The organism is Pantoea sp. RIT-PI-b (assembly GCF_001187905.1).
GTDB classification, from domain to species: Bacteria; Pseudomonadota; Gammaproteobacteria; order Enterobacterales; family Enterobacteriaceae; genus Pantoea; species Pantoea nemavictus.
On sequence record NZ_LGIS01000012.1, the window covers coordinates 272,523 to 297,250 of the forward strand.

Here is a 24,728-nt window from a genome sequence, read left to right on the forward strand (position 1 = left end):
TTCGACAGTATCAGAGGGTGTTTAAATATCAGGTAAATAGGTTCCGAAAAACCGGCGCATCCTCAGATCGGGTATCCGGTGCAATGCCATATTCCTGCGCGCGCGCCAGGATCGCGGCGGCCCAGCGGCGATGCGTCGCCGGTTCGCACATCGCGCCCTGCGATTTGAAAACTGCCTGGCTGGAGTTGAGGATGCGGAACGCGTCAGCCTGATCGCTGGCCGATACCATCAGCATCTCCTGAATCTTGCCGATCTGGCTGGGATGGATGGCGGTTTTGCCGACCAAACCGTGCGCGATATCCAGTGCCAGTTCCTGATCCATAATCTGCTGATCGTCGATGTGCTCGCACACCGGTGCGGTCAGCGCAAAATCACGCGAAGCAAACACCGCCACCAGCATTTTAATGGTGTAACCCATCGGGCTGTCATACAGCGTGAATTGACGCGAGCGGCGCAAAGAGAGCACATTCATCAAGTCGTTACCGCCAATGCGCAGGGCAATCACCCGCTGGCGGCAGGGATGGTTCTGCAGCGTGAGAGCCAGCTCGCGCATCGCCACCACGTCAAACACCTCTTCAGTTTCCAGCGTCGGCATCATGCACAGATGGCTCGGTTCGAGAATCTGCCACCATACCGGTAAAGAATCGGCGGTGAATTTCGGCAGCACAAAACCATCGATCGCGCTGAGGTTGAGGTTTTTCACCAGCCATGCGCCCATCTCGCTGTTGCGTGGACGGACAAAAACCAGCGGCCACTGCGCGTTGCCATTGGCGCGCTGTTCGGCATTCAACACCTGCAAAATTTGCTGCAGATTGTGCAGCGCCTGCGGCAGATCGGCATCACTCACCGCATCTTCCAGGCAGATCACCAGCGAGCGCAGGCCGCTGATTTTATTGTGCAGAATGGCATCGACGATATCGCTGCGCACCGCCGGCATATATAGCGTTGCGCCCAAACGCCACGGAGAGAGACGGTCGTTCATCACAGCACCTTTTTGATTATCGTCACGGCGCGGTATTGCCCAAGATCGGCTCCCGCTTCTGTGATGGTTAGCCCTTTTTGTTGGGCCAGATAGACCAGCAGCGCCACGTCGGGATCGTCCACCGAACGCACCAGCACCTGATCCGGCACACGACGCAGCACGGCGCGCGTGGCTTCGGCGATGCCCGGCTTGATGCGGTTAATGCTGTTCACCTGATAACGCTCCGCCAGCATGGCGATTACCGCTTCACTTTGCGCGACTAGCCGTTGCTGATGTTGTGGATCCTGCTGGCAAGCGGGCAGGGAGCTGATGTCCAGCGCGCGCGCGTATTCCGCCACGGTGTTCACCAACTGCTGACTGCAATCGTATTGCGCTAAGTGGTCGCACTGCACGCAGCCGTGCAAGCCCTCTTCAGACCACAACGAGCGCGAGATCAAGCCCGACACCGGCGCGCCCATAATGCCAAACGGGATCAGCCAGTCATCATCGCTGGCCGAAAGCCACGCCCGGCCACAAGGATCGGCCAGCACCACTAAACGTGGTTGCACCGGATAGCCGGGACGCTGTTCCAGGCTGCGGATCAGCTCGCCAGTGATGGCGCCTTTGCCGGTCCAGCCATCGACGAACACAATGCCGTCACTGCCGTGGCGCGCTTCAATGATCTCCAGCGCCGCGCTATCAATGCCGCGATCGCGGATGATGCTGATGCCGTAATGGTAAGATTCGCGGCCCATCGCACGCAGCGCCTGTTGCAGCATCACGCCGAGCGGCACGCCTGCACGCACCAGGCTTACCAGCACAATCGGCGTGTCGCCAAACTGCTGCGCCAGCGTCCGCGCCAGCATGATGACCTCTTTCGCCAGGCGGCCCGCGCCCTGATCCAGCGCGCGGGAAAACAGCTCGAGGTGCCAGCGCGTCGGTTCTGGTTCCTGGCTCAGCATTTCGGAATAGTGACGCGCGCCGGATTGAATCAGCTGCTCTTTTTGCTCGACCGGCGTCATGTCGATTTCGACCGGTTTCAGCAAAAATTCGACGTCGCCGGGTTGGTAAGATCCAGAGAAAGGCAGGTTATTCACCATCTTATGGTTCTCCGAATATTGATTGGTTGATGCGCTCGGCAAACTGGCTTTGACGTGGAATACCGTACCAGCTGCACAGCTTCATAAAGCGGTGATCGCTGAGGCTGTCGCCGAGGCCAATCACCGGGAACACGCCGCGTTCTTTACGCAGTTTTTCCAGCAGGAAGCTGACGGCTAAGCCTTTTTCCACCACGTTCGGCAGCCAGGCCACATTGTTGCTATTGCGATGGATGTAGTAGCCGGCAGTCGGGAAGCGTTGCTCGATTTCATCGGCGATGGCATAAAGCTCTGCGAGCCGCGTGCTGTCGCGATGCTTCATCACCAGATAGATCGGCGTCACGCCATATTCATAGTTGATGCGCGCCCAGCCATTGATGTCGCGTTCTGCCATCAGGTCGGTAATCGCCTGCTGCATGGAGAGCAGCGCCGGACCGTAAGGCGTGAGTTGTTCCAGCATGTGCGCGCGCCATTCGGCATCTTCCTCACCTTGCGGATTGAGGATCACTGCGCCGTGCGTGGTCACCGCCCAGGAACGGAAAGGGACTTGCACGCGGGCAATCTCTTCGGTGCCGCGTGCGGTGACCGGGATCAAATCGGCTTGCTCAATCATCCAGTCGACGAGCATCGACTGCTCCTCAGTCATAAAGCTGCGAGGCTGCAGGCTGAGATCGAGCGCGCCGGTGCGGAACGGCTCAAGATCCAGCTCGTCCACCATTTTGCGGCGCGTTTGAAATAGCGTGTCGTCAAGGTCGGAAAAAATCACCGGCTTATTCATAGCTAATCACCTCAACCTGGGGCGCAACCTTGGCCAGTGCCGCGGTTAACAGCGGGTCCACGCTGTCGACGGGCGTTTCGATGCACAACAAAATGCGGTCAAACTGCTGATGCGCCACGTTATAAACGAAGTTGGCGATGCCGAGGCCGTAGTTGTCGCCGAAGGCAATCGCCGATTCGATGGCAAAACCGGTGGCGATCGGTGAACGCGTGGTGGAGCTGTATTTCACCTGCGCGCCCTGCGCCGCCAGCCGTTCGGCCAGCAGGAAGGGTTCCCAGACAAATTCACTGCTGCCGAGCACGAGAATTTTCTCTCCCGGCTGCGCCTGAATGGCTGCAGCGAGATCGGCGGCGGGGGCTGCCATGCCGAGTCGGCCCCAGCTCTGTTTACCGGTAATTGGCACGGTGGCAGCATCGTTGAGTGCGACGGCGGGCATCGGCGGCAGCGCGGCATCCGGGTCCTGCTGCCAGTGCCAGTCACCTTGCACCAGCGATATGCTGCGCAGCGCAACCGGACAGCGCGCGGCTAGCGCCTCGCCGCTCCAGTCGGTGAGGGTGACGGCGATAACCTGCTCGATCTGCTTTAAGCCGCCGTCGTTGCGCAGCGCTTCGAGCAGATTGATAAAGGTGTTGCCGGTGGTGGCTTCGTCATCAATCATTACCAGCGTGCGCGCATTCAGCACCCGATGGCGCAACTGCGCATCATCGGGCAAATAGATCAGATGATCGGTGGCGTGGCTATGATTCTCTTTAAACTCGCACAGTAAATCGGCCTGCTGCGCATGGCGCGTCGAGGTGAGATACACCGCTTCGCCTGCGCGCTGGCGCACTTCATCAAATACGCCTGCGCCGAGGCCAACTGCGGTTTCGGCCATGCCGATAAACAGCACCGGGCCCTCAGCGAAAGGCGGAAACTGCTCGGCCAGTTGGCGATAAACGGCGCGCATTTTTTCCGGCTCAACTGGAATATGGCGGCCGAGCACTTTACTGACGAACAGGAAAGCGCGCTTGGGATTGCGGCGCTCGGCGATCTCAAACAGGTCGTCGATGGCGCTAATGCCGCCGGTTGGCGTGACGCTCAGCGTGCCGCATGAAAGCGTCCTGCTCCAAAGTGTGGTCATGGAATGTTCCTCATTGAACCTGGTTGGACAGGACGGAGTTGTAAGCGACCACGTCGCTCAGCGCGCGGACGGTGGCTGGCGCGAAGGCGCTGCGGGATTCGTCGATTGCCTGCTGCTGACTGATCAAGCCTAGCTGGCGTAGCGCAAACAAGCCGGGAAGATTTATGCCGCTGAAGCGCGTGTAACCAATGCCGCCGGAAGGACGCATATTGATCTCCAGTAATAACGGTTTGCCGCTGGCATCATTGCGCGTCTGCACGTTGATCAATCCATCGGCGCCCATGGCTGCAGCACAAGCTTGTGCCAGCTCAAAGGCTTCGCCGCTGTACTCGAGATACTGCAACGCACCCTCTTTGCGACGCGCCACGGCGGCCAGCACTTTGCCGTTTTCCGCCAGCATATCGACGGAATATTCCGGCCCCGGCAGCCACGGCATTAATACCAGCGGTTCCATGCTGTCGGCGGCTTCCAGCGCCTGGAGATAATATTTTGCATTAACCCGGCGTGCATCCGGATGAGTGAACGCCGCCATCGGCGAGACGCTTTCATCAAACTGCCAGAATCCCATGCCATAAATGCCTTTAACCGGTTTTACGCACAGCGGCAGATCGCCAAACGGCTGGCTGGCGATCAGCTCACGTAACTGAGCCGGTGAGTCGACACGCAGCGAAGGCACCACCGGCAGGTTAAGGCTCTCCATGCGCTGGGCAAACGCGACTTTATCGTCAGCCAGATCCAGCATGGCGAGATCGCGCGCGCCCGTGGTTAAGCGTGCGCCGCTGGCTTCAATGGCAGCGCGATGTGCCTCAAACCAATGGGCATGGCGGCCTGTATGAATCGCCTGAATGGCGTATTTTTCTACGGTAGAAAGAATAAATTCGAGGCGCTGATTAACATCGTTGGGTTCTATTAATGCATGATCCGCCAAAGAAAGTATTTCATTACGCTGTTGGCGATGCGATGCATAAATCGACACATTGTAGTTATGTTTTTTAGTTGTAGACGTAATGCCAGTAATTATATCGCGCTGGGAGGATAAACCTTCCATTAGCCAAATTTTGTGAGACATTTCTAATTATTTCCGCAGGAGGCTTGCCGGTGGGTTATGGATTGCGAGTGTATTTATCATGCCGTAACTAGTCAATCATAATATGATTTTTTACCCTAACGTAACCTTATGAATTTTAATGTAAAGAATTGTCATGTTTAGTGCGTGGGTTGAACTGCAGTGATTTGCTTAAGTTGTTCTTATAAAACGATTTATTTTGTTTCATGAAATTGCTGTGAAAATTAATGCCGCTCATCAATATCATCATGATATGATTTTGGCCTCATGGAATTTGAAGCAAATATAAAACCCTTTTCAAACCTGTTTGAAGGAATTATGACATGGTTTCATTAAGCAAGAATCAGACGGTCTCACTCAGCAAACAAACCGCTTCGCTGAATAAACTCCATTTCGGCTTAGGCTGGGATCCAATTAAAAAGAAAGGCTTCATGGGCAAGCTTTTCGGTGGCGGCAGTGATTCAATTGATCTCGATGCCAGCTGCGTATTACTGGATCAAGCCGGTAATGCCATTGATACCATCTGGTTCCGCGCATTAACCTCGAAATGCGGTGCCGTTAAGCACAGCGGCGATAACCGTACCGGCGAAGGTGACGGCGACGATGAAGTGATCAACGTCGAATTATCACGTCTGCCGGCCAACGTTGAGTATCTGGCGTTTACGGTGAACAGCTTCCAGGGCCAGACCTTCAACGAAGTGGAAAATGCTTTCTGCCGCGTCGTCGATCAAAACGGCAAAGAGCTGGCGCGCTATGAACTGACCGAGCAAGGCAGCCACACCGGCATCGTGATTGCTTCCCTGCACCGCAACGGCGGACTGTGGGACTTCACGGCGCATGGTCGCGCGAGCGCGGGTCGTACCATCGACGCGATGCAAAACGACATCGTTGCCGCAGTGGTGCGCTAATGAATATGACGCCGGGGAGCAATGCTCCCGTTCCCGCAAATCTGCTGACGGTGCGCGTGCTGTCTGGCGGCGCCGTTGATGCTTCGGCATTTCGTCTGTTTGCCAGCGGCAAAGTGAATGGCGATGCCGACATGGTGTTCTACGGTCAGCCGGATAACGATGACCGTACCATCAGCCTGAAAAGCGAAGGGCACAATTCTGCCTTTGCTGTCGATCTCAACCGCTTGCGTCCGGAGGTCCAGAAAGTTGCCTTCACCGTTACCTGTGACGGCGGCCGCAACGTGTCGGGTTTGCAACGCCTGGCAATTCAGGTGGAGCAGGGCGGCGAAGTGCTGCTGAACGGCAGCGTGGAGCTGGTGGGACGTCAGGAAGCGGCGTTGATCCTCGGCGAACTGTACCGTCGCAATAATGACTGGAAATTCCGCTTTATTGCACAGGGTTTCAACGGCGGCCTGCAGCCGCTGGCGGAACATTTTGGTGTCGATGTGGCTGAGCCGGCACCAACGCCTGCTCCAGCGCCGCAGGCGGCTCCAGCTCCAGCTCCAACACCTGCACCGGCAAAAATCAATCTGAGCAAAGTTTCTCTCACCAAAGAGAAACCAGCGATCAGCCTGACCAAGCGCGATAACTTCGGTGAGATCCGCATCAACCTCAACTGGCATCGTGAGACGAACAGCGGTGGCGGCGGATTGCGCTCCTTCTTCGGCGGCAACAAAGGCGTGGATCTCGATCTCGGCGCCTTCGTTGAGCTGCAAGACGGTTCGCGCGGCGTGATTCAGGCACTCGGCGGCAACTTTGGCGCCATGCATGCCAAACCTTTCGTACACTTGCAGGGCGACGATCGCACTGGCGAGGTTACCGATGGTGAATGGCTGCACATTAACGGTCGCGAGTGGAGCCAGATTCGTGAAGTGCTGATTTTTGCCTTCATCTACCAAGGCGCGGCCAGCTGGGACAAAACGGATGGCGTAGTAACGCTGCACATCCCAGACCAGCCACCGATTGAAACGCGTATGACGGAAGGGGAGAACCGCCGCAACATGTGTGCGATTGCTCGCCTCGTCAATGAGAACGGCAGTATCCGCGTCGAGCGTATCAATCAGTTCTTTAACGGGCATTCCGATATGGACAAAGCTTTCGGTTGGGGATTCAACTGGCGAGCCGGTTCCAAATAATTACAGACAGAGGATCTACTATGAGCTTTTTCAACAAGGTCAAAGGGGCATTTAACTCCGGCCGCGATGAGCTGACCAAACAGGTTAGCCGCTTTAAAAATAAGAAATTTATGCAGGGTACAGTCGCAGTCTGCGCGCGCATTGCGGTTGCAGATGGCGGCGTGAGCGCAGAAGAAAAACAGAAGATGATCGGTTTTCTGCGCGCATCTGAAGAATTGAAAGTTTTTGATACCACGGAAGTGATTGAGTTCTTCAACAAGCTGGTAAGCAGCTTCGATTTCGATCTGGAAATCGGCAAGGGCGAAACCATGAAGTACATCCTGGCATTAAAAGATCAGCCGGAAGCCGCGCAGTTGGCGATCCGCGTAGGTATTGCTGTCGGTAAAAGTGATGGTGATTTTGATGCTGACGAGCAAAAAGCGGTGCGCGAAATCGCCGTGGCTTTGGGCTTCGATCCAGCAATATTTGGGCTTTAAGTTTCGTCCTTTAAGGGTTAATCATGGTATCTACACACATTGGCTTTCCAGCTGAAACCGTCGCGGTGTTCATCGCGCTGTCAGTGGGGGCTATTTTTATCGACCTGTTCATGCACCGTGGCGACAAGCCAATTTCGCTGAAAAGCGCGGCGTTATGGTCGGTGTTCTGGGTTGCAGTGGCGATGGGTTTCGCCGGCTTCCTCTATATCCATCACGGCGCTGAAGTTGCCAGCCTGTTCGTGACCGGTTATGCGCTGGAGAAAGTTCTTTCCGTCGATAACCTGTTCGTGATGATGGCGATCTTCTCGTGGTTTGCCGTTCCGGACCGCTATCGTCACCGCGTGCTCTACTGGGGCATCATCGGTGCTATCGTCTTCAGGGGCATCTTCGTGGCGATCGGTACCGGCTTGCTGAGCCTCGGTCCGTACGTCGAAATCGTGTTTGCGCTGATCGTAGCGTGGACGGCGGTGATGATGCTGAAAAGCGGCGACGACAGCGACGAGATCGAAGACTACTCGCAGCACCTTGCCTATCGCGGCGTGAAGCGCTTCTTCCCGATCTGGCCAAAAATGCGTGGCAACGCTTTCCTGCTGAATCAGAAGGAAGTCGATGAAGAGCTGCAGAAGCCAGAAAACAAAGATGTGACGGTCGGTCGCGGCAAGAAAGCGGCGCTGTATGCCACGCCGTTGATGCTGTGTGTGGCGGTGGTTGAACTCTCTGACGTGATGTTCGCCTTTGACTCGGTACCGGCGATTATCGCGGTGAGCCGTGAACCGCTGATCGTCTATAGCGCCATGATGTTCGCCATCCTCGGCTTGCGTACTCTGTATTTCGTCCTTGAAGCATTGAAGCAGTATCTGGTTCACCTGGAGAAAGCCGTTATCGTGCTGCTGTTCTTCATCGCGGTGAAACTGGGTCTGAATGCTACCGATCATATCTGGCATCACGGCTACAGCATCTCTGCTAGCGCCAGCCTGTTTGTGGTACTCGGCGTGTTAGCGGTCGGTATTGTGCTCAGCGTGATGTTCCCCGGAAAACCCGAGGAAAAAGAAGAGAGCTGATCTTCAACCAGTAATGAGTCTGAAAAATCATTAACCAAGAGGTAATTACAATGAGCGTTTCTCTTTCTAAAGGCGGTAACGTTTCGCTAAGCAAAGCGGCACCAACCATGAAAAACGTCCTCGTTGGCCTTGGCTGGGATGCACGTTCCACCGATGGTCAGGACTTTGACCTTGATGCGTCAGCGTTCTTGCTGTCCGCCAGCGGCAAAGTGCGCGGCGATGCTGACTTCATTTTCTATAACAATCTGGTCTCTTCTGACGGTTCCGTTTCGCACACCGGTGACAACCGTACCGGTGAAGGCGATGGCGATGATGAATCACTGAAAATCAAACTGGACCTGATTCCCACTGACGTCGACAAAATTGTATTTGTGGTCACCATCCACGATGCACAGACCCGTCGTCAGAGCTTTGGCCAGGTTTCAGGCGCGTTTATCCGCCTGGTTAACGATGACGACCGCAGTGAAGTGGCGCGTTACGATTTGACCGAAGATGCGTCAACCGAAACCGCTATGCTGTTTGGCGAGCTGTACCGTAACGGTGCCGAGTGGAAATTCCGCGCGGTTGGCCAGGGTTATGCCGGTGGTTTGGCCTCGGTATGTGCTCAGTACGGTATCAACGCGTCTTAATCGCTGACTTAACTCTCACGGGCAGCCGCGCGCTGCCCGCATCATCCAATTAAAAGCAGGAGCTTTAAAATGGCAGTTTCTCTGGTAAAAGGCGGTAACGTTTCCCTGACTAAAGAAGCACCAACCATGAATGTTGCCATGGCGGGTCTGGGTTGGGATGCACGTGTAACCGATGGTCAGGACTTTGACCTTGATGCTTCAGTGTTTATGGTTGGCGACGACGGTAAAGTGCTGAGCGACAGCGGCTTTATCTTCTTCAACAATAAGCTGAGCGCTTGTGGTTCCGTTGAGCATCAGGGCGATAACCGCACCGGTGCCGGCGATGGCGATGACGAGCAGGTTAAAATTACCCTGTCTCAAGTGCCGGCTGATGTGAAGAAGCTAGTGTTTGCGGTCACCATTTATGATGCAGAAGCGCGTAAGCAGAACTTCGGCATGGTGAGCAACAGCTTTATGCGTATCTTCAACAATGATAACGGCGCCGAAATCGCCCGTTTTGACCTGTCTGAAGATGCTTCGACCGAAACCGCGATGGTGTTTGGCGAGCTGTATCGCAACGGCACTGAATGGAAATTCAAAGCCGTTGGTCAAGGCTTCGCAGGCGGCCTGGCTGCACTGGCTTCGCAGCACGGCGTGAGCGTCTGATTTAAAATAGTGTTTTTAAAGCCCCGGCTGGTCCGGGGCTTTTTACTATCTAAAGGACGCATCCTTAACAGGAGGTTAAAAGTATGATGTTACAACCGGGCCAGAATCTCCCGCTGCAAAGCATGCAGCTGACGCTTCGCCTGCACTATGCCGCCACATCCACCTTCAGCGGTGATGTGGATTGCAGCGTTTTCCTGCTTAATGCCAACGGCAAAGTGCGGGGTGATGACGACTTCATCTTCTTCAATCAGCCCGCCACAGCCAATCGCAGCGTGGTGATGCAAAACACGCCGCAGGGCAGCAGCCTCACGTTGGATCTGAATAAAATCGCTGCAGACGTAAGCAAGATTGCCATCACCTTAGTGATTGACGGCAATGAGACGCTGACCGCGCTCAACACGTTGACTCTGACAGCAGAGAATATTGCTCACTTCAGCCCGGAAACGCAGGGGCGCAGCGAGAAAGCGCTGATCCTGGCAGAAGTTTATCGTCACAACGGCGGCTGGAAACTGCGAGCATTAGGGCAGGGATTCAACGGTGGACTTGAACCTCTGGCACGCAATTATGGCGTCGATATCGCGCAACCCACGGCGCAACCCGCCGCGCCAACGGTGGTTAGCCTGGAGAAAAAACTGCAGGAGAAAGCGCCGCGGTTAGTGAGCCTGGCAAAAAATGCCACCGTTAGCCTGAGCAAATATCAGCTGCAGACGGTAAAAGCGAGAGTGGCGTTTGTGCTGGATGCTTCAGGATCGATGAAAGGGCAGTTTAGTAAGGGCAACGTGCAGGCGGTACTGGATCGCATTGCAGTGCTGGCGGCGCAGTTTGATGATGACGGTTCGATGGATGTCTGGGGCTTTGGTCAGCAACACGCAAAATATCCCGATGTCACGCTGGACAATCTTGATGGCTATATCGCTATGATTCAGCGTGGTGGCAAGCAGTCAGCGTGGGAGATTTTACCCGGACTGGGCGGCACCAATAACGAGCCGCCGGTAATGGAAGAGTTGATTGATACCTTCCGCCACAGTGACTTACCGGTATACGTAGTGTTTATTACCGATGGCGGCATCAGCAAAACGCGCGCCATTAAAGAGGCGATTCGCCGCTCGGCAAACTATCCGATCTTCTGGAAGTTCGTCGGGCTTGGCGGCAGTAACTACGGTATTCTGCAGGATCTGGATAACTTCAACGATCGCCGCATCGACAACACCCATTTCTTTGCCATCGATAACTTCGCCAGTCTGGCTGAGGATCGTTTGTATGATTTGCTGTTGGAGGAGTTTAAACCCTGGCTGGATGCGGCAAAGGCTGACCGGATTTACTGATCAGCCTGTATAGCGCTGCTAAGGATCAAGACGCAACATGCGCAGTTTTTCCATCGGCACGCGGCGTTTTTTCCACGTTGGATGGAAATGACGCCAGTGCGGGTCCTGCGCGGCGGCCAGTAATTCAAAATCACCGCGCGTATCGCCCCAGGCGCGCAGGTGATAGTTATGCAGCGGACCGTAGACGCTTTCCAGTCGCTTGACCTTTTGCCCGCAGCGGCAGTTGTGACCGGTAATCTTGCCAGTGAGAATGCCGTCCACCACCTCTAATTGGGTGCCGATCAGATTGATGCCCAAACGCTCAGCAAACGGCTCTAACACCATCGCAGGCGAGGCGGAACAGATGGTCACTTGCGCGCTGGAGTTCACCTCAGCAGCCACCGCCAACAGGCCTGCCGGGCGCATCAACTTGTTCCAGTTTGCCGCGCAGAATAGCTGCGCCTGCTGACGAATCCACTTCTCCTCGACGCCGGTCAAAAAGGTTTTAATCAGCACTTCTTTCAGCTCATCACGCGTCAGCTTTTTCCGCATGCAGTGCAGCGTGGGCAGCGCTAGCCTGGCAATTTTGCGCGCAAAAGCGCGTTTGCCAAAACTGAAGCGCAGAAACGGGATGAAGCTATCGTGAATGGTCAACGTGCCGTCAAAATCAAACACTGACAGCACCTGATTTTCACGCGCTAAGGAGGATTCCATGGACATGTTGTTCTCTTTTCGTGCAAGCCGTAATGAATGCAACGATGATAGCAAATGGTGAGACGATATTCTCATGCAGGATTGCGGCTACCGATAAACGGTAGCCGTTTGAAATGTTTACTCCTGAATCTTTCCCTCTTCCTCGCGGGTTTTACCTTCCTCAATAAACTCTTCGTCGATCTCTTCTGAGTTCTCACGGTTATCGCGGCCGGAGAGCAGATTCCAGCAGGCAATAAACAGCGCGGCAATGAGCGGTCCAATCACAAAACCGTTGATGCCGTACACTTCCATACCGCCCAGCGTTGAGATCAAAATCAGATAGTCAGGCATTTTGGTGTCTTTACCCACCAGCAGCGGACGCAGGATGTTATCCACCAGCCCCACCACCACCACGAAGAAACCAATCAGGAACAGGGCTTTCCAGATGGCGCTGGTGGCGAAGAAGAAGATGGTCGCTGGCACCCAAACAATCGCCGAGCCCACCGCTGGAATCAGCGACAGGAACGCCATCAAGGTGCCCCATAACAAGCTGCCATCAATGCCGGTGATCCAGAAGGCGATGCCGCCAAGCACCCCTTGCACCACTGCAACCACCACCGTGCCTTTTACTGTGGCACGCGATACCGCCGCAAACTTCATCATCAAATGATGTTTAACGTAGGTTGAAAGCGGCAGCGCTTCCAGCATCAGATTTACCAGCCAGGCACCGTCTTTCAACAGGAAGAACAGCAGGTAAAGCATTACGCCAAAACCAACGGTAAAGGTGAAGGTGCCTTTCCCGATCAGGAACACGCTGCCGGCCATGTACTGACCGCCTTTCAGCGCAAAGCCAGAAAGCTTTTGCTGAATCTCTTGTGCGTTGTTCAGGTTGTTTTCGGCGAGATAATTGCGCGCCCAGGAAGGCAGATGCTGCAGCAAATCAGCAAACACCGCCGGGAACTGTGCGGAGTTGTTTTGCAGCTTGGTGTACACCGTGTTGACTTCAACCACCATCGAAGAGGTGATCAGCGCCAGCGGGGTGAATACAATCAGGCAGATAATCAATAACGTCGCAAACGACGCCAGGCCATTACGATCGCCCATTTTGCGGCGCAGCAGCGACTTTAAGGGATGGAAGATCACCGCCAGAATCGCGGCCCAGAAAATGGCAGAGAAATAAGGTGTCAGCACATCAAAAAAGGCGAAGGTAACGATCGCCAAAATAACGATAAAAAAGCCTAAATTAAGTCCTTTAATACGCATTACATAGTCTCGTCAGTAGATATCGCGACTGAACTATAGAACGCCTGACGGGGATTGTAATGTTTTTAGCAAAGATGGTTCGCTTATAGCCGTCATCAATCAATCTGTAGGTGTGTGAGTTCGCAAGTCAAACGCTCGCGATTCATACACTTGCCGTCTTTTTCCCTTGCATGGCCTCAAACACACTCTGTCCCAATTTGTCCGCTTGATGTCTGTTCATTGGCTGGTGCAGCGTCACGATTACGGTAATGATGGTGGCTGGAAATTTCAGGAGGAAAATCATGCTGGAACTACGTCCCAACTGCGAATGCTGCGACAAAGATTTGCCGCCGGAGTCGCCCGATGCGCGCATTTGCTCATTCGAATGCACCTTCTGTGTCACTTGTGCGGAAGGCTCGCTGGCGCAGCGCTGTCCGAACTGCAGCGGTGAACTGGTGCGACGACCCATTCGACCGGTGGCGGCGTTAGCGCGTCATCCCGCATCAACCACGCGACATTTATCCGCCTCCGCCACACGTTGAATCAACGCGATCAGCTGTGATTCGGCAAACACTTCGATGCCGTGCTGCAGGAGCAATGCGGCAGCAACGCCTCGACCGGATTGCCGTTGGCCGCTAAAACTGCCGTTATAAACCTGCTGACTGCCGCAGGTTGGGCTGCCATCGGTGAGCAGAGCAAAACGGCAGTGTGCCTCTTGCGCCGCGCGCAGCGCTAACCACGCGGCTAATACGTAATGCTGCGTGACATCCCGGCCATCGGATTCAATGATGCGCGCCGCGCCGGTAAGCACCTGTTCCGCGCTGCCACCGGCAATTTCGGCCGGTAAACGTGGCGTGTGTAAACCGGCCGCCAACTCCGGACAGTGAATTACCAGCCGCTGTTCGCTGCGCCAGCGCGCTAACGTTGCTGATACCAGCGCTTTATCGCTGGCGTTATAGCGCACTGCATACCCCATAAGACAGGCGCTAACTAATATTTTTTCCATGTAAACGTTTTCCTTAAATAACGGCGCTGGCAAAACCGTGGTATTAAAGCGTTACGTAACAAACGTAATATTGAGCGCAGTATTAATCACTGTCATGTATTAATGGGGCGCGCAGGTGATGTTATCGTATTAATAGCGGGGGGAATGGTGAATAACGCTGAACTCTGATCGGTAAATCAACGTTTTTAACATGCGTATTTTGTTTATTTTATTGATAATTATGATTTTTACTGATTGGGGTGATGGTTTCTGTGTCATCTTTATAGCCCGATTTTTTATCTGCGTTGCGTTCTGGTCAGAGCACAGACCTTATTTATATTGAAACAACGTTGCGAAAAATTTTATTTTTTCCTGACGATTAATTTTTGCGTATTTTTCTGAAAAACAGCGCTTTTCCAAAGAAATTTTCACATTTAAATGGTATTGTTTATCGGCAATGCTAGTGATGTGGTGTTGTGTGCTTCAGTTTTACCCTCAACGTTGTAGGGTTTACCCTCTTGATGTTATTTATGGAAATTGAATTATCCTCCCGATCCTGGCGATCGGGTTTTTCTTTTATTTCCTGGCCTGCCACCAATAAACGCTGTCACGTGCCTTCGATCCCGTTAATGTCAGAAAATACACAATCGTTAAGAAAGTGATAATTTGGCGTAATTTCCTGTAAGTATCGGGTTTTTAAGAGTTTTGGAAATGCTTTTCTGTCTCCATTTAATCAATAGTAATGCTCAACGGCAGCGCAACCGCCGTTATCATTGGAGGCAACACCATGAAAAAAACAACGCTCACTCTTATTGCGTCACTTATTGCATGCAGCACACTGTTTTCAAGCACCTCGTGGGCGGATGGCCCGGGGGATCAGCGCTGGCAGTCGCACGGCGGCGATCAGCATCAGGATCATGGACGCGGCCCGGATCATGGCAGTGACCGTGGACCGGATCGCGGCAATAATCACGACCGCGGCGACCGTCACGATCGCGGACCTGGCCCGGATCGTCACGACCGTTATGCCGACCACCGTATGCCGGAAGGTCATCACGGCGGCGATCGTTTCGCCTGGGGCGGCCATGATTTCCGCCGCGGCTATCCGGCACCGCCGGAGTTTCGTGGCCCGCACTATCGCGTAGATGACTGGCGCGATCGCGGTTTATATGAACCACCACGTGGTGAGCATTGGGCCAACATTGACGGTAATTATGTGCTGGTGGCCGCAGCAACCGGTATCGTCACGGCGATTCTGCTCAACGGCGGCTTTAACTAATTTCCCCTCACGGATGGCAGCGGCCATCCGTGTTTCTCTCCGCTTTATCCGCTCACCAGGTTATCCTCTCTACGACCCGTTTTTCCTTTCAATACGTTAAGGAGTGATGATGACCGTGGTAAAAATGGTGGCGGTGGATAAAGACGGCACCTTCCTCGACGACAAAAAACAGTTCAATCGCGCGCGTTTTCACGCCTGCTATCAGCAAATGAAACAGCGTGGCATCAAATTTGTGGTAGCCAGCGGTAACCAATATTACCAACTCAAATCCTTCTTCCCCGATATCGCCAGCGAAATTGCCTTCGTGGCGGAAAATGGCGCATGGATTATTGATCGCGATGAAGAGTTGTTCTGTGGTTCGTTCTCTCGCCAGGACATTGATGCGGTGCTGGATACGTTACACAACGGCAATTATCCCGAGTTGCGCTACATTCTGTGCGGACGCGAAAGTGCCTACTACTTCGAAGGCCTCGATGAAAAATGGCTGGTGAAGATGCGTCACTATTGCCATCGCCTGAAGGCTATCCGCAGCCTGGATGAGGTGGCAGACGATAAGCTGTTTAAGTTCGCGCTCAATCTGTCGGATGATTATGTTGAACCGCTGATGGCGGACATCGAACGGCTGCATCACGGCGCCGCAGCGGCAACCTCCAGCGGTCACGGTTCAGTGGATTTGATTGTGCCGGGCAACCATAAAGGTCACGGCCTCGACCTGCTGGGCCAACGCTGGGGCATCGATCGCAGTGAAATTCTGGTGTTTGGCGACGGCGGAAACGATCTCGAAATGCTGCAGCAGTCCGGCTTTAGTTTTGCCATGGCCAACGCGCCGCAAAAGGTGAAAGACGCCGCGCGCTTTGCAGCGCCCAGCAACAATGAAGAGGGCGTGTTACAGGTGATTGAGCAGATGCTGGCCGGTAAACCGCCGTTTAATATCTCAGCGTAGCGTCTTATCGCGCAGCGGGCGGCTTAGGCTGCCCGCTCACACTTAAACGATGCGCCAGGCGGCGGTGATCATCTCGGTTAACGTTGGTGCATCGTAGCTAACCCAACCGTTTTTGCTGTTGGCGCGTGCGACAATCCAGTCAACGTCGGTGGCTGACAGCGTGGGACCGTCCAGCCAGAAGGGCACAATGGCGTGCTGCTGGATCCACGCTTTCAGCGCTAAGGCTGGCGGGGCGGGATCGTCCGGCAGCAGCTGTTGACCCAGTTGCGCCATCAAACGTTGCTGCTCGGCATGTTCGGTTTCTGCCAGCACATCGAGGAACGGGAACAGCAAACGGCCACACACTTCACCGTGATGGAACGGTTTGATAGCCCCCAACTCGCCGGCAATTCCGTGGATCACGCCTAATCCGGCGCTGCTTAGACATACGCCGCCTAACCAGGATGCCATCATCATCGCTTCGCGCGCGGCATCACCACGCCCATCTTCACGATTTAAATCCGGCCACGCTTTGAAGAACAGCTGCAGACCGTTGAGCGCGGTTTGCTGAGTGAACAGGTTGCCTTTGCGCGACAGGTAAGCTTCGAATAAGTGGGTGAAGGCATCGATCGCGCAGGTTGCCAGCACGCTGTCCGGCGCGCCTTTCAGCAGGTCGGGATCGAGAATCGCCACCTGCGGCACAAATACCGGATGGCGCAGTGAAGCTTTGACCTGAATGTGTTGCTGATCGGTCACCACCGCGTTTTGCGTGGCTTCGCTACCGGTGCCTGCCGTGGTGGGGATGGCGATCAGCGGCAGGGTCACGGCTTGTACCGGCGTATCGCCCACTTTCTCCAGATAGCGGGCGGTGCTGAGTGGATGCTGCATCATGGCGCTGAAAGCTTTAGCGGCATCCAGTACGCTGCCGCCGCCAATCGCCACCACACGATCAACATGGCCGCGCCAGCGCCGCACCCAGCCATCGATCTCATCCGGCGAAGCTTCATGGCTGACGATCTCATAACCGATGATCTGATCGTTGAGCGCGGTACCTAAACGCGCCCAGGCAGGACCATTCAGAAATGAGCGGCCACAAAACAGTAGCGTCGGCTGGGTATTGGCCGCCAGCAGCGGAATTAACTGGTCAATACTGCCGCGACCAAACAGGGTTTGTTGATTACTGTACAACTCGATCAGATTCTCACTCACCTGCACATCCTTCTTGTTTGGCGTAAAGACCTTAGTGTAACCAAAAGCCGTGACACTCCAGCTGCAAACATTCTGATAACCCGCAGGCAAAAAGTTGATCACCTTCGCAAAACAGAAATTCCGCCGCTGCGCCAGGTGCTTTATGCCTAATGTTACCCTTAACATGATACCCGTAACATCGTCGGAATGGGGAGGTTCCTGTTCCGCATGCTGCTGAATCTTATGTCCTCTGGGATAACCATAACAAACCGCTGCCGGTATCTCACCGCGCGCAAAAGTGGAGAAAAATTATGCCATTACTCTATGTGGCGATTGGCGTAGCGTTACTGCTGCTGCTGATGATCCGTTTCAAACTGAACGGATTTATTGCGCTGATTCTGGTAGCGCTGGCCGTGGGCGTGATGCAGGGCATGCCGGTCAATAAAGTTATCATCTCGATTAAAACCGGTGTTGGCGGCACGCTGGGCAGCCTCGCGCTGATCATGGGTTTCGGCGCGATGCTGGGTAAATTGCTGGCGGATTGTGGCGGGGCGCAGCGTATTGCTACCACGCTGATCGCGAAATTTGGCGAGAAGCATATTCAGTGGGCGCTGGTATTGACCGGCTTCACCGTGGGCTTTGCGCTGTTCTATGAAGTGGGCTTTGTCCTGATGCTGCCGCTGGTATTCAGTATCGCCGCCTCCGCACGGGTGCCACTGCTGTACGTTGGTGTGCCCATGGCCGCCGCGCTTTCGGTAACGCACGGTTTTCTGCCACCGCATCCGGGCCCAACGGCGATTGCCACCTTGTTCAACGCTGATATGGGTAAAACGCTGCTGTACGGTACGCTGCTGGGCATTCCCACGGTTATTCTCGCTGGTCCGGTTTATGCGCGTTTCCTGAAGAGCATCGATAAGCCGATCCCGGAAGGCTTGTGGAATCCCAAAACCTTTACTGAAGCAGAGATGCCGGGCTTTGGCGTTAGCGTCTGGACCGCATTGGTGCCGGTAGTGCTGATGGCGTTACGCGCGGTGGCAGAGATGTTGCTGCCGAAAGGTCACGTGCTGCTGCCGTACGCGGAGTTCTTTGGTGATCCGATCATGGCCACCCTGATTGCGGTGCTGATTGCTATCTTCACGTTCGGGTTGAACCGTGGACGCAGCATGGATGAGGTGATGGGCACCATTACCGATTCGATTAAAATCATCGCGATGATGCTGCTGATCATTGGCGGCGGCGGGGCGTTTAAGCAGGTGCTGGTGGACAGCGGCGTCGACAAATATATCGCTAATATGATGCATGAAACCAACCTGTCACCGATCTTCATGGCGTGGTCGATTGCTGCCGTGCTGCGTATTGCGTTGGGTTCGGCCACCGTGGCAGCGATCACCGCAGGCGGGATTGTCGCGCCGCTGATCGTTACCAGCGGTGCCAGCCCCGAGTTGATGGTGATTGCGGTGGGTTCCGGCAGCGTGATTTTCTCTCACGTTAACGACCCGGGCTTCTGGTTGTTTAAGGAGTACTTCAACCTGACTATCGGCGAAACCTTCCGCTCATGGTCCGCACTGGAAACCATCATTTCAGTGTGCGGGCTGGTGGGGTGTTTGCTGCTCGCCAGCGTCATCTAAATCTTAAGGCTGAGGCGCTCTGCCTCAGCCGTTTGCGGTTTACTGCGTTAGTGCGCGGAACGCCGCAAGTTCTTCGGGCGGCATGCCTGCTTGCCGCGCTGCCTGGCAAATTTGCTCCCAGCTGTTGCTATCCAGTGGAATGCCGTCGCGGCCGCGCGTCACTCTGTTTTGCTCTTCCCACTCGCCCGGTACCTGAATGGGAGCATCGCCGCTTTGCGGTGACTGTTTCACCCAATCAAGGAATGATTCCGCTTCTTCCTGCATCGCCGGCGCGTCAAAAGCATCCGGATTAACAATGATGGTGGTCATGCAGTTAAAAATGGCATCGTGGCTGGTAACCAGCGTTGCATCGTGCGTGGTGCGGCCGCCGGACAGCGCTCCGCCAAGAATTTCGCACAGAGTTGCCAGCGCATAGCCTTTGTGCAGCCCAAATGGCATCAGCGAACCGTACGGTTCCTGATGCATCACGCCGGGTTCGGTAGTGGGTTGGCCCTGATGATCGATGAGATAACCTGGCGCAACCTGCTGCTGTTTATTCCACGCCACCCGCGTTTTACCGAAGGCGATACCGCTGGTGGCGAAATCCAGCAGCAGCGGTGTGGCATTACGACGTGGGAAAATGGCACAGAACGGATTGGTGCCAAAACGGCGATCGCTGCCGTTAAACGGTGCCACCATCGGATCGCCCATAACGTTGACGAAGTGAAAAGAGACAAAACCGGCTGCGGCACACTGTTCCGCCCAATGACCGATGCGGCCAATATGGTGGGAATGGTGTAACCCCACCGCTGCAATACCTAACTTAGCGGCTCGTTCGATGCCGAGCTGCATCGCCTCAAAGGCCGCAACCTGGCCAAAACCGTTATGACCGTGCAGCGTTAATACGGCGCCGGCATCTTTTTCGAGGGTGGCATGTTGATTAAGCTGCAGAAAACCTTGTGCCAGTGAATTCATATAGCTGGGAATCATGCCGACGCCGTGTGAATCATGGCCAGCCAGGTTTGCGGCAACTAAGTGATCAGCAACCAATTGCGCTTCTTCCGCGCTGCTGCCTGCATGGAGCCAAATGGCCTGGACAAACTGATGAAGGTGGGAAGGGGGAATACGATGCTGGCTACTCACGCGGTCAATCTCCTTATCATGGTCAATAGCGCATCCTGCGACGAAAACAGTGATAACCGCAAGTCAGCAATGCATAAGCAAAGGGCCACAAGCTGTGGCCCAAAAACTCAGTGCGGCTGTTCGAATCCCGCTTTAACCATCTGATCGCGCAACGCACGCGTGATTTCACGGTTCCCGCCCGTGATGGGATAAATGACATTGTTGACGACATCGTCAAGATAGTGCTCTTCAAACTCCTGCATAGTGAGTTGCGTACCACCTTCATCGTTGATGGCAATGCTGCCACTGATGTGGTTGCCGTAATCCTTTGCCTTAAGGCTATAACGCCCCATGCTGGTATTAATCGTACTCATAAGAATCTCCTTGTTACGTAGGCATTGATAACAATTGAGGCCTCTTCAGGCGCTGTAAGTTTAGACTGCGTACAGCCGCTGAGTGCGTTAACACAGGGGAGGAAAATCGAAGGCTGCGACCCGTCTCGCAGAAATTAATTTGTGGCAAGCGAAACGCAGCAAATGCACGTGACCATGTTCGCAGTGGGCGGCGAAAGCAGAATAATCATCTATACTGGTTTGCAGACACGTTATTTTTCATACTTGAAGGAGCGAACAATGAAAATAATTCTGTGGGTTATCGCCATCATCTTCATCGTTGGGTTACTGACGCTTACGGGTGTGTTTAAACTGATTTTCTGACAAGTACAGGCACCTGCGGGTGCCTGAATTTTTTATTCGGCATAGGATTTGACCGCCTCATCAGGAATTGTCTTTTTACGGACAATATCGCGCAGATCAAGCGGCTTATAACACTTCGCGCAGCAGGCACCATGATGGTGTGGTAAATCGACCTTTTCGCTAGCAGACAACGTGTAGAAAAATTTAGCGCAACCGCAGCGGCTACAGCAAATAGTCATCTCAATTCCTTCCTCTCCGTCCTGGAGTAGCGAGATTTATCTTATTCGTGCGGTGAGTTCAATTGATAAATTTTATTAACTTATTCCCTGAGTGAATGATTAGCGCTAAGTCACTGAATGCTATCTTATTGCCAAAAGTTATCATCACTGCATGTTTGCATTTTTTGTATATATCCCTGCGTGACCTACCTGTTTACCCGCCATTTCGAATCCTGTCTGCTGATTGAGGTAAAATTGACCACTCAATCAGTAAACAACCAAGAATCGGCCTGGAGTGATTGCGCCGTTTTTTTAATACACTTTGCGCTAATAACCTTAAAACGCGGGAGTTGATAAGCGTGTAATGATTGCTTACTGCTCACTGTCGTTTTCTGTATGACTTAATGGGAAATATTGTTGTGAATCGGCACTTTTCTGCAGCGTTATTGAGCTGCATTTTGACCTCTTCGGTCACCTTTTCAGCATCAGCGGTAACAGCATCACAAGCCATCAAATCTGGCTGGAATACCTTTAGCGACAACGTTTCTAAAACCTGGTCGCAACCAGAGAACTACGATTTTTATCTGCCGGCCATAACCTGGCATAACCGCTGGACTTATGACGATGAGCACATCGACAAGTACAACGAGCGGCCGTGGGGTGCAGGTGCGGGCGTATCGCGCTGGGACGAGAAAGGTAACTGGAACGGCCTGTATCTGATGGCGTTTAAGGACTCATTTAACAAATGGGAGCCGATAGGCGGTTACGGCTGGGAAGCGACCTGGCGACCGTTAAACGATCAGAATTTTCACGTAGGTGCAGGTTATACGGCGGGCGTGACGGCAAGGGACAACTGGCGATATATTCCTGTTCCCTTGATTTTACCTTTAGCATCAATTGGATATGGCCCAGCTACTTTCCAAATGACTTACATTCCCGGTACTTACAATAACGGTAATGTCTATTTTGCCTGGTTGAGATTTGAGTTTTAAGCGTTAGCGCCGTGCAGAAAGTGTGATCAGTATGCAAAAAATCAATATTTATCACTTTTTCATCAAATCGCACTGGACAAATGTCACCGCAATTGCTGTACTAGACGTCGACACAGTTTAGTGTCCTTTTTTCATGTAAAGGTAATATAGATGTCTAAGATCAAAGGTAACGTAAAGTGGTTTAATGAGTCGAAAGGCTTCGGTTTCATTACTCCAGAAGATGGCAGCAAAGATGTATTCGTACATTTCTCTGCAATCAACAGCAACGGTTTCAAAACTCTGGCTGAAGGTCAACGCGTTGAGTTCGAAATCACTGACGGCGCTAAAGGCCCATCAGCTGCTAACGTTATCGCACTGTAATTTAACAGTTCGAATTCTGAAAACCCGCCTTCTGGCGGGTTTTTTTTATTCTTTTTTTAAGCATGCCACCAAACAAGTATCCAGGCGATAACAGCAAACGTGGTTAAACTCATCGCCATCAACTCATCGAATGAACGCGGTATCAAATCTTTCACTTTATCGGCCTCAGAAGTTCATTTTCTTCAGCATGACAACGACAGATTAAGCCCGCCTTAAGCCGCCATGACATTTTCGTGACAAGACAGATTCTGCGGCGTATCTCACAGATAGCTTGCGTAACATCCCTACAACAATCCTTACTTGCAGATTTTTGTCCGGCAACGCTATATAACTGCTCAGGGAAAAGTGAGGAGACAGGATGAATATACGTCAGGCACAGGCAAAAGACAGTTTTGCCTTGAGTGCGCTGTTAACCGAATTGGGATACAGCGCAACGGAAGGGTTTATCGATACGCGTTTGGCTCAGCTTTGTAACCATCCAGATGAAATACTGCTGGTGGCGGAACACGGCAGCCAGGTGTTGGGTTTTCTGTCATTACACTTTATTCCGCAACTGGCATTGGCGGGCGATTTTGCCCGTATCAGCTATTTCTGCATTGCCGAAGGCGAGCGCAGCAAGGGCAGTGGGCAGCAATTGTTGAATCATGCTGAACAGCTGGCGCGTTCACGCGGGTGTGATCGTATGGAAGTGCACTGCCACTCATCGCGTCTTAAAGCCAACCAGTTTTATGCGCGGGAAGGCTATGTGGAATCACCGCGCTATCACATCAAAGCTCTGAGCTAAGGTTAAGCTCACGCCCGCTAGCAATCACAATGGCATCGGCGATGCTGTCGAGCTGGGCAAACGGCAGTAGCGCCGCGCTGACGCGAATGAATTGCCGGCTGTTAATGCTACAGCGTTCTCCTGGCAGCACGGCGATACCGCGCGCAGCTAGCGTGATCATGGCGTATTGCTCGGATTCCACTGGAATCCACACGCTCAATCCATCACGCTCATCTAACTGCAGACCGCGTTTCGCCAGGGCGGCCAGCAACAAATGGCGACGCTGCGCATAAGTCGCTTTGGCGTGCTGAATACGTTGCTGGGTATCTTCATCGTTAAGCATCCACGCCACGGCATCCTGCAAAATACGGCTGGTCCAGCTCACGCCGAAGTTACGCCAGGCTTGCAGGCGTTGCACCATTTCTGAGGTGGCGGATAACACTGCCAGGCGCAAATCCGGGCCATAGGCTTTGGAGAACGAATGCACATGCAGCACACGTTGCGGATAGTGGAAGCCAAGGCTCCATACTGGCCAGCGCGACAAATCGCCAATGCCATCATCCTCGACGATAATGGTGTTGCTGTTGGCCAGCACGCGGGCTAATTCCGCGCTGCGTCGTTGGCTTACGCTGTGGCCGGTGGCTGAATGCGTTCGCGGCTGATAGATAAACATCGCCGGTGATTTCTGCATCAGCGTGGCCAGTGCGGAGGGGATCGGGCCTTGCTCATCGCACGGAAGTGGCAAAATCTCGGCACCAATATTGTCCAGAATATCCAGCAGACGCGTGGCCGTCGGATCTTCGATGACGACACGATCACCTGGCGAAAGCAGGGTTTGCACGATGAGATTCATCGCATCAAACCCGCCGTCGGTGGCTAGCCAGGCTTCTGCAGGATAGGGCCAGCGCGGTGTCACCGCATCCTGCAATTGAGGTGAAATGGCCTCGCGCTGATAGCTATTCAATTGTGGAGAAGCAATGCCTGCAAGCATCGCCTGGCGCAAATCGGGTAGCAATGACGGATCGGGCGAGGCCATCGCCAGTGATGCCTGAACATTCTCACCGTAATTCCCAATTTTCTCGAAACGAATCGGCCGCGGCATCACGCTGTTACCGCTAACCCATACGCCGCTGCGACCTTTTCCCGCCAGCACTTTCTGCTTTTTCAGCTGTGACCAGGCGGCGGAAACGGTGGCCGGACTCACACCTAATCGCTCCGCCAGCTCGCGCACCGCGGGCATTTGCATGCCAACAGCAATCTGTCCGTCGCGAATCAGGGTTGATGCCGCATGCGTGATGCCTTTGACCGAAGCGTCAGTAATTTGCTGACTGAGCCAGTCCAAATCCACACTTTGCGTCATAAGAAAATCCTTTGTTCAGTAACAAATAATAGATTGTTCAGATTAGTATTCGCGTTTTAGACTCAAATTCAAGCACTATTTG

General features: G+C 53.7%; 26 protein-coding genes. 14 read left to right on the forward strand and 12 right to left on the reverse strand.

Going from position 1 to position 24,728, the window contains the following annotated elements; translation table 11 throughout:
• Nucleotides 1-28 precede the first annotated feature (28 nt).
• From AC790_RS02955 to AC790_RS02975, 5 genes are read right to left on the reverse strand one after another with little or no spacing between them, the layout of a single operon-like run.
• Entirely contained in the window at nt 29-982 is a 954-nt protein-coding gene (locus AC790_RS02955; RefSeq protein ID WP_049850866.1) for an HpcH/HpaI aldolase/citrate lyase family protein, read from the reverse strand.
• Entirely contained in the window at nt 982-2,061 is a 1,080-nt protein-coding gene (locus tag AC790_RS02960; RefSeq protein ID WP_049850867.1) for a cysteine protease StiP family protein, read from the reverse strand. Before AC790_RS02960 ends, AC790_RS02955 begins: the two co-directional genes overlap by 1 nt.
• A 1-nt stretch (nt 2,062) precedes the next feature.
• A complete protein-coding gene (locus AC790_RS02965; protein WP_049850868.1) occupies nt 2,063-2,836 on the reverse strand; it encodes a hypothetical protein in 774 nt (257 codons plus the stop codon).
• Complete coding sequence (locus tag AC790_RS02970) at nt 2,829-3,956, reverse strand: phosphoribosyltransferase domain-containing protein (protein WP_049850869.1); 1,128 nt, start codon at nt 3,954-3,956, stop codon at nt 2,829-2,831. The genes AC790_RS02965 and AC790_RS02970 overlap by 8 nt, the downstream gene beginning before the upstream one ends.
• A 10-nt stretch (nt 3,957-3,966) precedes the next feature.
• Nucleotides 3,967-5,025: an ATP-grasp domain-containing protein gene (locus tag AC790_RS02975; protein ID WP_049850870.1), complete on the reverse strand. Its 1,059-nt coding sequence runs from the start codon at nt 5,023-5,025 to the stop codon at nt 3,967-3,969.
• A gap of 320 nt (nt 5,026-5,345) precedes the next feature.
• On the opposite strand from AC790_RS02975, the gene AC790_RS02980 reads away from it, so the two are divergent.
• The 7 genes from AC790_RS02980 (at nt 5,346) to AC790_RS03010 (ending at nt 11,241) form a co-directional block, all read left to right on the forward strand.
• Entirely contained in the window at nt 5,346-5,930 is a 585-nt protein-coding gene (locus tag AC790_RS02980; protein ID WP_007890733.1) for a TerD family protein, read from the forward strand.
• The gene (locus AC790_RS02985) at nt 5,930-7,105 is read left to right on the forward strand and encodes a TerD family protein (protein WP_049850871.1); all 1,176 of its coding nucleotides are present in this window, start codon (nt 5,930-5,932) and stop codon (nt 7,103-7,105) included. The genes AC790_RS02980 and AC790_RS02985 overlap by 1 nt, the downstream gene beginning before the upstream one ends.
• A 20-nt stretch (nt 7,106-7,125) precedes the next feature.
• Nucleotides 7,126-7,581 carry a tellurite resistance TerB family protein gene (locus AC790_RS02990; protein WP_007890731.1) on the forward strand — a complete coding sequence of 152 codons (456 nt, stop codon included), beginning with the start codon at nt 7,126-7,128 and terminating at the stop codon, nt 7,579-7,581.
• Nucleotides 7,582-7,604: 23 nt separating this feature from the next.
• Nucleotides 7,605-8,642, forward strand: coding sequence for a TerC/Alx family metal homeostasis membrane protein (locus tag AC790_RS02995; RefSeq protein WP_007890730.1), 1,038 nt, complete (start codon nt 7,605-7,607; stop codon nt 8,640-8,642).
• A gap of 50 nt (nt 8,643-8,692) precedes the next feature.
• Nucleotides 8,693-9,271: a TerD family protein gene (locus tag AC790_RS03000; RefSeq protein WP_049850872.1), complete on the forward strand. Its 579-nt coding sequence runs from the start codon at nt 8,693-8,695 to the stop codon at nt 9,269-9,271.
• A gap of 69 nt (nt 9,272-9,340) precedes the next feature.
• Nucleotides 9,341-9,916 (forward strand): TerD family protein, encoded by a 576-nt coding sequence (locus AC790_RS03005; protein ID WP_049850873.1) that lies wholly within the window; start codon nt 9,341-9,343, stop codon nt 9,914-9,916.
• A gap of 83 nt (nt 9,917-9,999) precedes the next feature.
• Nucleotides 10,000-11,241, forward strand: a complete 1,242-nt coding sequence (locus AC790_RS03010; protein ID WP_049850874.1) for a VWA domain-containing protein — start codon at nt 10,000-10,002, stop codon at nt 11,239-11,241.
• Between the two features lie 18 nt (nt 11,242-11,259).
• On the opposite strand, the gene AC790_RS03015 is transcribed toward AC790_RS03010, so the two are convergent.
• Both AC790_RS03015 and AC790_RS03020 read right to left on the reverse strand, forming a co-directional pair.
• Complete coding sequence (locus AC790_RS03015) at nt 11,260-11,940, reverse strand: HAD family hydrolase (protein WP_007890726.1); 681 nt, start codon at nt 11,938-11,940, stop codon at nt 11,260-11,262.
• A 111-nt stretch (nt 11,941-12,051) separates the two neighbouring features.
• Nucleotides 12,052-13,176 carry an AI-2E family transporter gene (locus AC790_RS03020; protein WP_049850875.1) on the reverse strand — a complete coding sequence of 375 codons (1,125 nt, stop codon included), beginning with the start codon at nt 13,174-13,176 and terminating at the stop codon, nt 12,052-12,054.
• Nucleotides 13,177-13,457: 281 nt separating this feature from the next.
• On the opposite strand from AC790_RS03020, the gene AC790_RS24095 reads away from it, so the two are divergent.
• Entirely contained in the window at nt 13,458-13,697 is a 240-nt protein-coding gene (locus AC790_RS24095; RefSeq protein ID WP_072093389.1) for a DUF1272 domain-containing protein, read from the forward strand.
• On the opposite strand, the gene AC790_RS03030 is transcribed toward AC790_RS24095, so the two are convergent.
• Nucleotides 13,649-14,161: a DUF523 domain-containing protein gene (locus AC790_RS03030; RefSeq protein ID WP_049850877.1), complete on the reverse strand. Its 513-nt coding sequence runs from the start codon at nt 14,159-14,161 to the stop codon at nt 13,649-13,651. The genes AC790_RS24095 and AC790_RS03030 overlap by 49 nt on opposite strands.
• A 766-nt stretch (nt 14,162-14,927) precedes the next feature.
• Here AC790_RS03030 and AC790_RS03035 point away from each other — a divergent pair.
• Both AC790_RS03035 and AC790_RS03040 read left to right on the forward strand, forming a co-directional pair.
• Nucleotides 14,928-15,419, forward strand: coding sequence for an RcnB family protein (locus AC790_RS03035; protein WP_049851209.1), 492 nt, complete (start codon nt 14,928-14,930; stop codon nt 15,417-15,419).
• A 109-nt stretch (nt 15,420-15,528) separates the two neighbouring features.
• Nucleotides 15,529-16,362: a Cof-type HAD-IIB family hydrolase gene (locus AC790_RS03040; protein ID WP_049850878.1), complete on the forward strand. Its 834-nt coding sequence runs from the start codon at nt 15,529-15,531 to the stop codon at nt 16,360-16,362.
• Between the two features lie 42 nt (nt 16,363-16,404).
• Here AC790_RS03040 and AC790_RS03045 read toward each other — a convergent pair whose 3' ends face one another.
• The gene (locus AC790_RS03045; protein WP_049850879.1) at nt 16,405-17,550 is read right to left on the reverse strand and encodes an iron-containing alcohol dehydrogenase; all 1,146 of its coding nucleotides are present in this window, start codon (nt 17,548-17,550) and stop codon (nt 16,405-16,407) included.
• Nucleotides 17,551-17,840: 290 nt separating this feature from the next.
• Between AC790_RS03045 and gntT the strand changes: the two genes are divergently transcribed.
• Nucleotides 17,841-19,157, forward strand: coding sequence for a gluconate transporter (gene gntT, locus AC790_RS03050; protein ID WP_049850880.1), 1,317 nt, complete (start codon nt 17,841-17,843; stop codon nt 19,155-19,157).
• A 39-nt stretch (nt 19,158-19,196) separates the two neighbouring features.
• Here gntT and AC790_RS03055 read toward each other — a convergent pair whose 3' ends face one another.
• Both AC790_RS03055 and AC790_RS03060 read right to left on the reverse strand, forming a co-directional pair.
• Nucleotides 19,197-20,279, reverse strand: a complete 1,083-nt coding sequence (locus tag AC790_RS03055; protein WP_049850881.1) for a malate/lactate/ureidoglycolate dehydrogenase — start codon at nt 20,277-20,279, stop codon at nt 19,197-19,199.
• A gap of 107 nt (nt 20,280-20,386) precedes the next feature.
• Nucleotides 20,387-20,632, reverse strand: coding sequence for a hypothetical protein (locus AC790_RS03060; RefSeq protein ID WP_007890717.1), 246 nt, complete (start codon nt 20,630-20,632; stop codon nt 20,387-20,389).
• Between the two features lie 943 nt (nt 20,633-21,575).
• Here AC790_RS03060 and pagP point away from each other — a divergent pair.
• From pagP to AC790_RS03080, 3 genes are all read left to right on the forward strand, one after another.
• Nucleotides 21,576-22,163, forward strand: coding sequence for a lipid IV(A) palmitoyltransferase PagP (gene pagP, locus AC790_RS03070; RefSeq protein WP_082204264.1), 588 nt, complete (start codon nt 21,576-21,578; stop codon nt 22,161-22,163).
• A gap of 150 nt (nt 22,164-22,313) precedes the next feature.
• Complete coding sequence (gene cspE, locus AC790_RS03075) at nt 22,314-22,523, forward strand: transcription antiterminator/RNA stability regulator CspE (RefSeq protein WP_007890714.1); 210 nt, start codon at nt 22,314-22,316, stop codon at nt 22,521-22,523.
• 358 nt (nt 22,524-22,881) lie between these two features.
• Entirely contained in the window at nt 22,882-23,307 is a 426-nt protein-coding gene (locus AC790_RS03080) for a GNAT family N-acetyltransferase (protein ID WP_007890713.1), read from the forward strand.
• Here AC790_RS03080 and AC790_RS03085 read toward each other — a convergent pair.
• The gene (locus tag AC790_RS03085; protein ID WP_049850884.1) at nt 23,291-24,646 is read right to left on the reverse strand and encodes a PLP-dependent aminotransferase family protein; all 1,356 of its coding nucleotides are present in this window, start codon (nt 24,644-24,646) and stop codon (nt 23,291-23,293) included. The two genes, AC790_RS03080 and AC790_RS03085, sit on opposite strands and share 17 nt — an antisense overlap.
• Nucleotides 24,647-24,728: the final 82 nt, after the last annotated feature.

Excerpts from the sequence above, each read along its gene's own strand:
- AC790_RS02955 (WP_049850866.1), bottom strand. The coding sequence starts at position 982 with ATGAACGACCGTCTCTCTCCGTGGCGTTTGGGCGCAACGCTATATATG.
- AC790_RS02960 (WP_049850867.1), bottom strand. The coding sequence starts at position 2,061 with ATGGTGAATAACCTGCCTTTCTCTGGATCTTACCAACCCGGCGACGTC.
- AC790_RS02965 (WP_049850868.1), bottom strand. The coding sequence starts at position 2,836 with ATGAATAAGCCGGTGATTTTTTCCGACCTTGACGACACGCTATTTCAA.
- AC790_RS02970 (WP_049850869.1), bottom strand. The coding sequence starts at position 3,956 with ATGACCACACTTTGGAGCAGGACGCTTTCATGCGGCACGCTGAGCGTC.
- AC790_RS02975 (WP_049850870.1), bottom strand. The coding sequence starts at position 5,025 with ATGTCTCACAAAATTTGGCTAATGGAAGGTTTATCCTCCCAGCGCGAT.
- AC790_RS02980 (WP_007890733.1), top strand. The coding sequence starts at position 5,346 with ATGGTTTCATTAAGCAAGAATCAGACGGTCTCACTCAGCAAACAAACC.
- AC790_RS02985 (WP_049850871.1), top strand. The coding sequence starts at position 5,930 with ATGAATATGACGCCGGGGAGCAATGCTCCCGTTCCCGCAAATCTGCTG.
- AC790_RS02990 (WP_007890731.1), top strand. The coding sequence starts at position 7,126 with ATGAGCTTTTTCAACAAGGTCAAAGGGGCATTTAACTCCGGCCGCGAT.
- AC790_RS02995 (WP_007890730.1), top strand. The coding sequence starts at position 7,605 with ATGGTATCTACACACATTGGCTTTCCAGCTGAAACCGTCGCGGTGTTC.
- AC790_RS03000 (WP_049850872.1), top strand. The coding sequence starts at position 8,693 with ATGAGCGTTTCTCTTTCTAAAGGCGGTAACGTTTCGCTAAGCAAAGCG.
- AC790_RS03005 (WP_049850873.1), top strand. The coding sequence starts at position 9,341 with ATGGCAGTTTCTCTGGTAAAAGGCGGTAACGTTTCCCTGACTAAAGAA.
- AC790_RS03010 (WP_049850874.1), top strand. The coding sequence starts at position 10,000 with ATGATGTTACAACCGGGCCAGAATCTCCCGCTGCAAAGCATGCAGCTG.
- AC790_RS03015 (WP_007890726.1), bottom strand. The coding sequence starts at position 11,940 with ATGTCCATGGAATCCTCCTTAGCGCGTGAAAATCAGGTGCTGTCAGTG.
- AC790_RS03020 (WP_049850875.1), bottom strand. The coding sequence starts at position 13,176 with ATGCGTATTAAAGGACTTAATTTAGGCTTTTTTATCGTTATTTTGGCG.
- AC790_RS24095 (WP_072093389.1), top strand. The coding sequence starts at position 13,458 with ATGCTGGAACTACGTCCCAACTGCGAATGCTGCGACAAAGATTTGCCG.
- AC790_RS03030 (WP_049850877.1), bottom strand. The coding sequence starts at position 14,161 with ATGGAAAAAATATTAGTTAGCGCCTGTCTTATGGGGTATGCAGTGCGC.
- AC790_RS03035 (WP_049851209.1), top strand. The coding sequence starts at position 14,928 with ATGAAAAAAACAACGCTCACTCTTATTGCGTCACTTATTGCATGCAGC.
- AC790_RS03040 (WP_049850878.1), top strand. The coding sequence starts at position 15,529 with ATGACCGTGGTAAAAATGGTGGCGGTGGATAAAGACGGCACCTTCCTC.
- gntT (WP_049850880.1), top strand. The coding sequence starts at position 17,841 with ATGCCATTACTCTATGTGGCGATTGGCGTAGCGTTACTGCTGCTGCTG.
- AC790_RS03060 (WP_007890717.1), bottom strand. The coding sequence starts at position 20,632 with ATGAGTACGATTAATACCAGCATGGGGCGTTATAGCCTTAAGGCAAAG.
- pagP (WP_082204264.1), top strand. The coding sequence starts at position 21,576 with ATGGGAAATATTGTTGTGAATCGGCACTTTTCTGCAGCGTTATTGAGC.
- cspE (WP_007890714.1), top strand. The coding sequence starts at position 22,314 with ATGTCTAAGATCAAAGGTAACGTAAAGTGGTTTAATGAGTCGAAAGGC.
- AC790_RS03080 (WP_007890713.1), top strand. The coding sequence starts at position 22,882 with ATGAATATACGTCAGGCACAGGCAAAAGACAGTTTTGCCTTGAGTGCG.
- AC790_RS03085 (WP_049850884.1), bottom strand. The coding sequence starts at position 24,646 with ATGACGCAAAGTGTGGATTTGGACTGGCTCAGTCAGCAAATTACTGAC.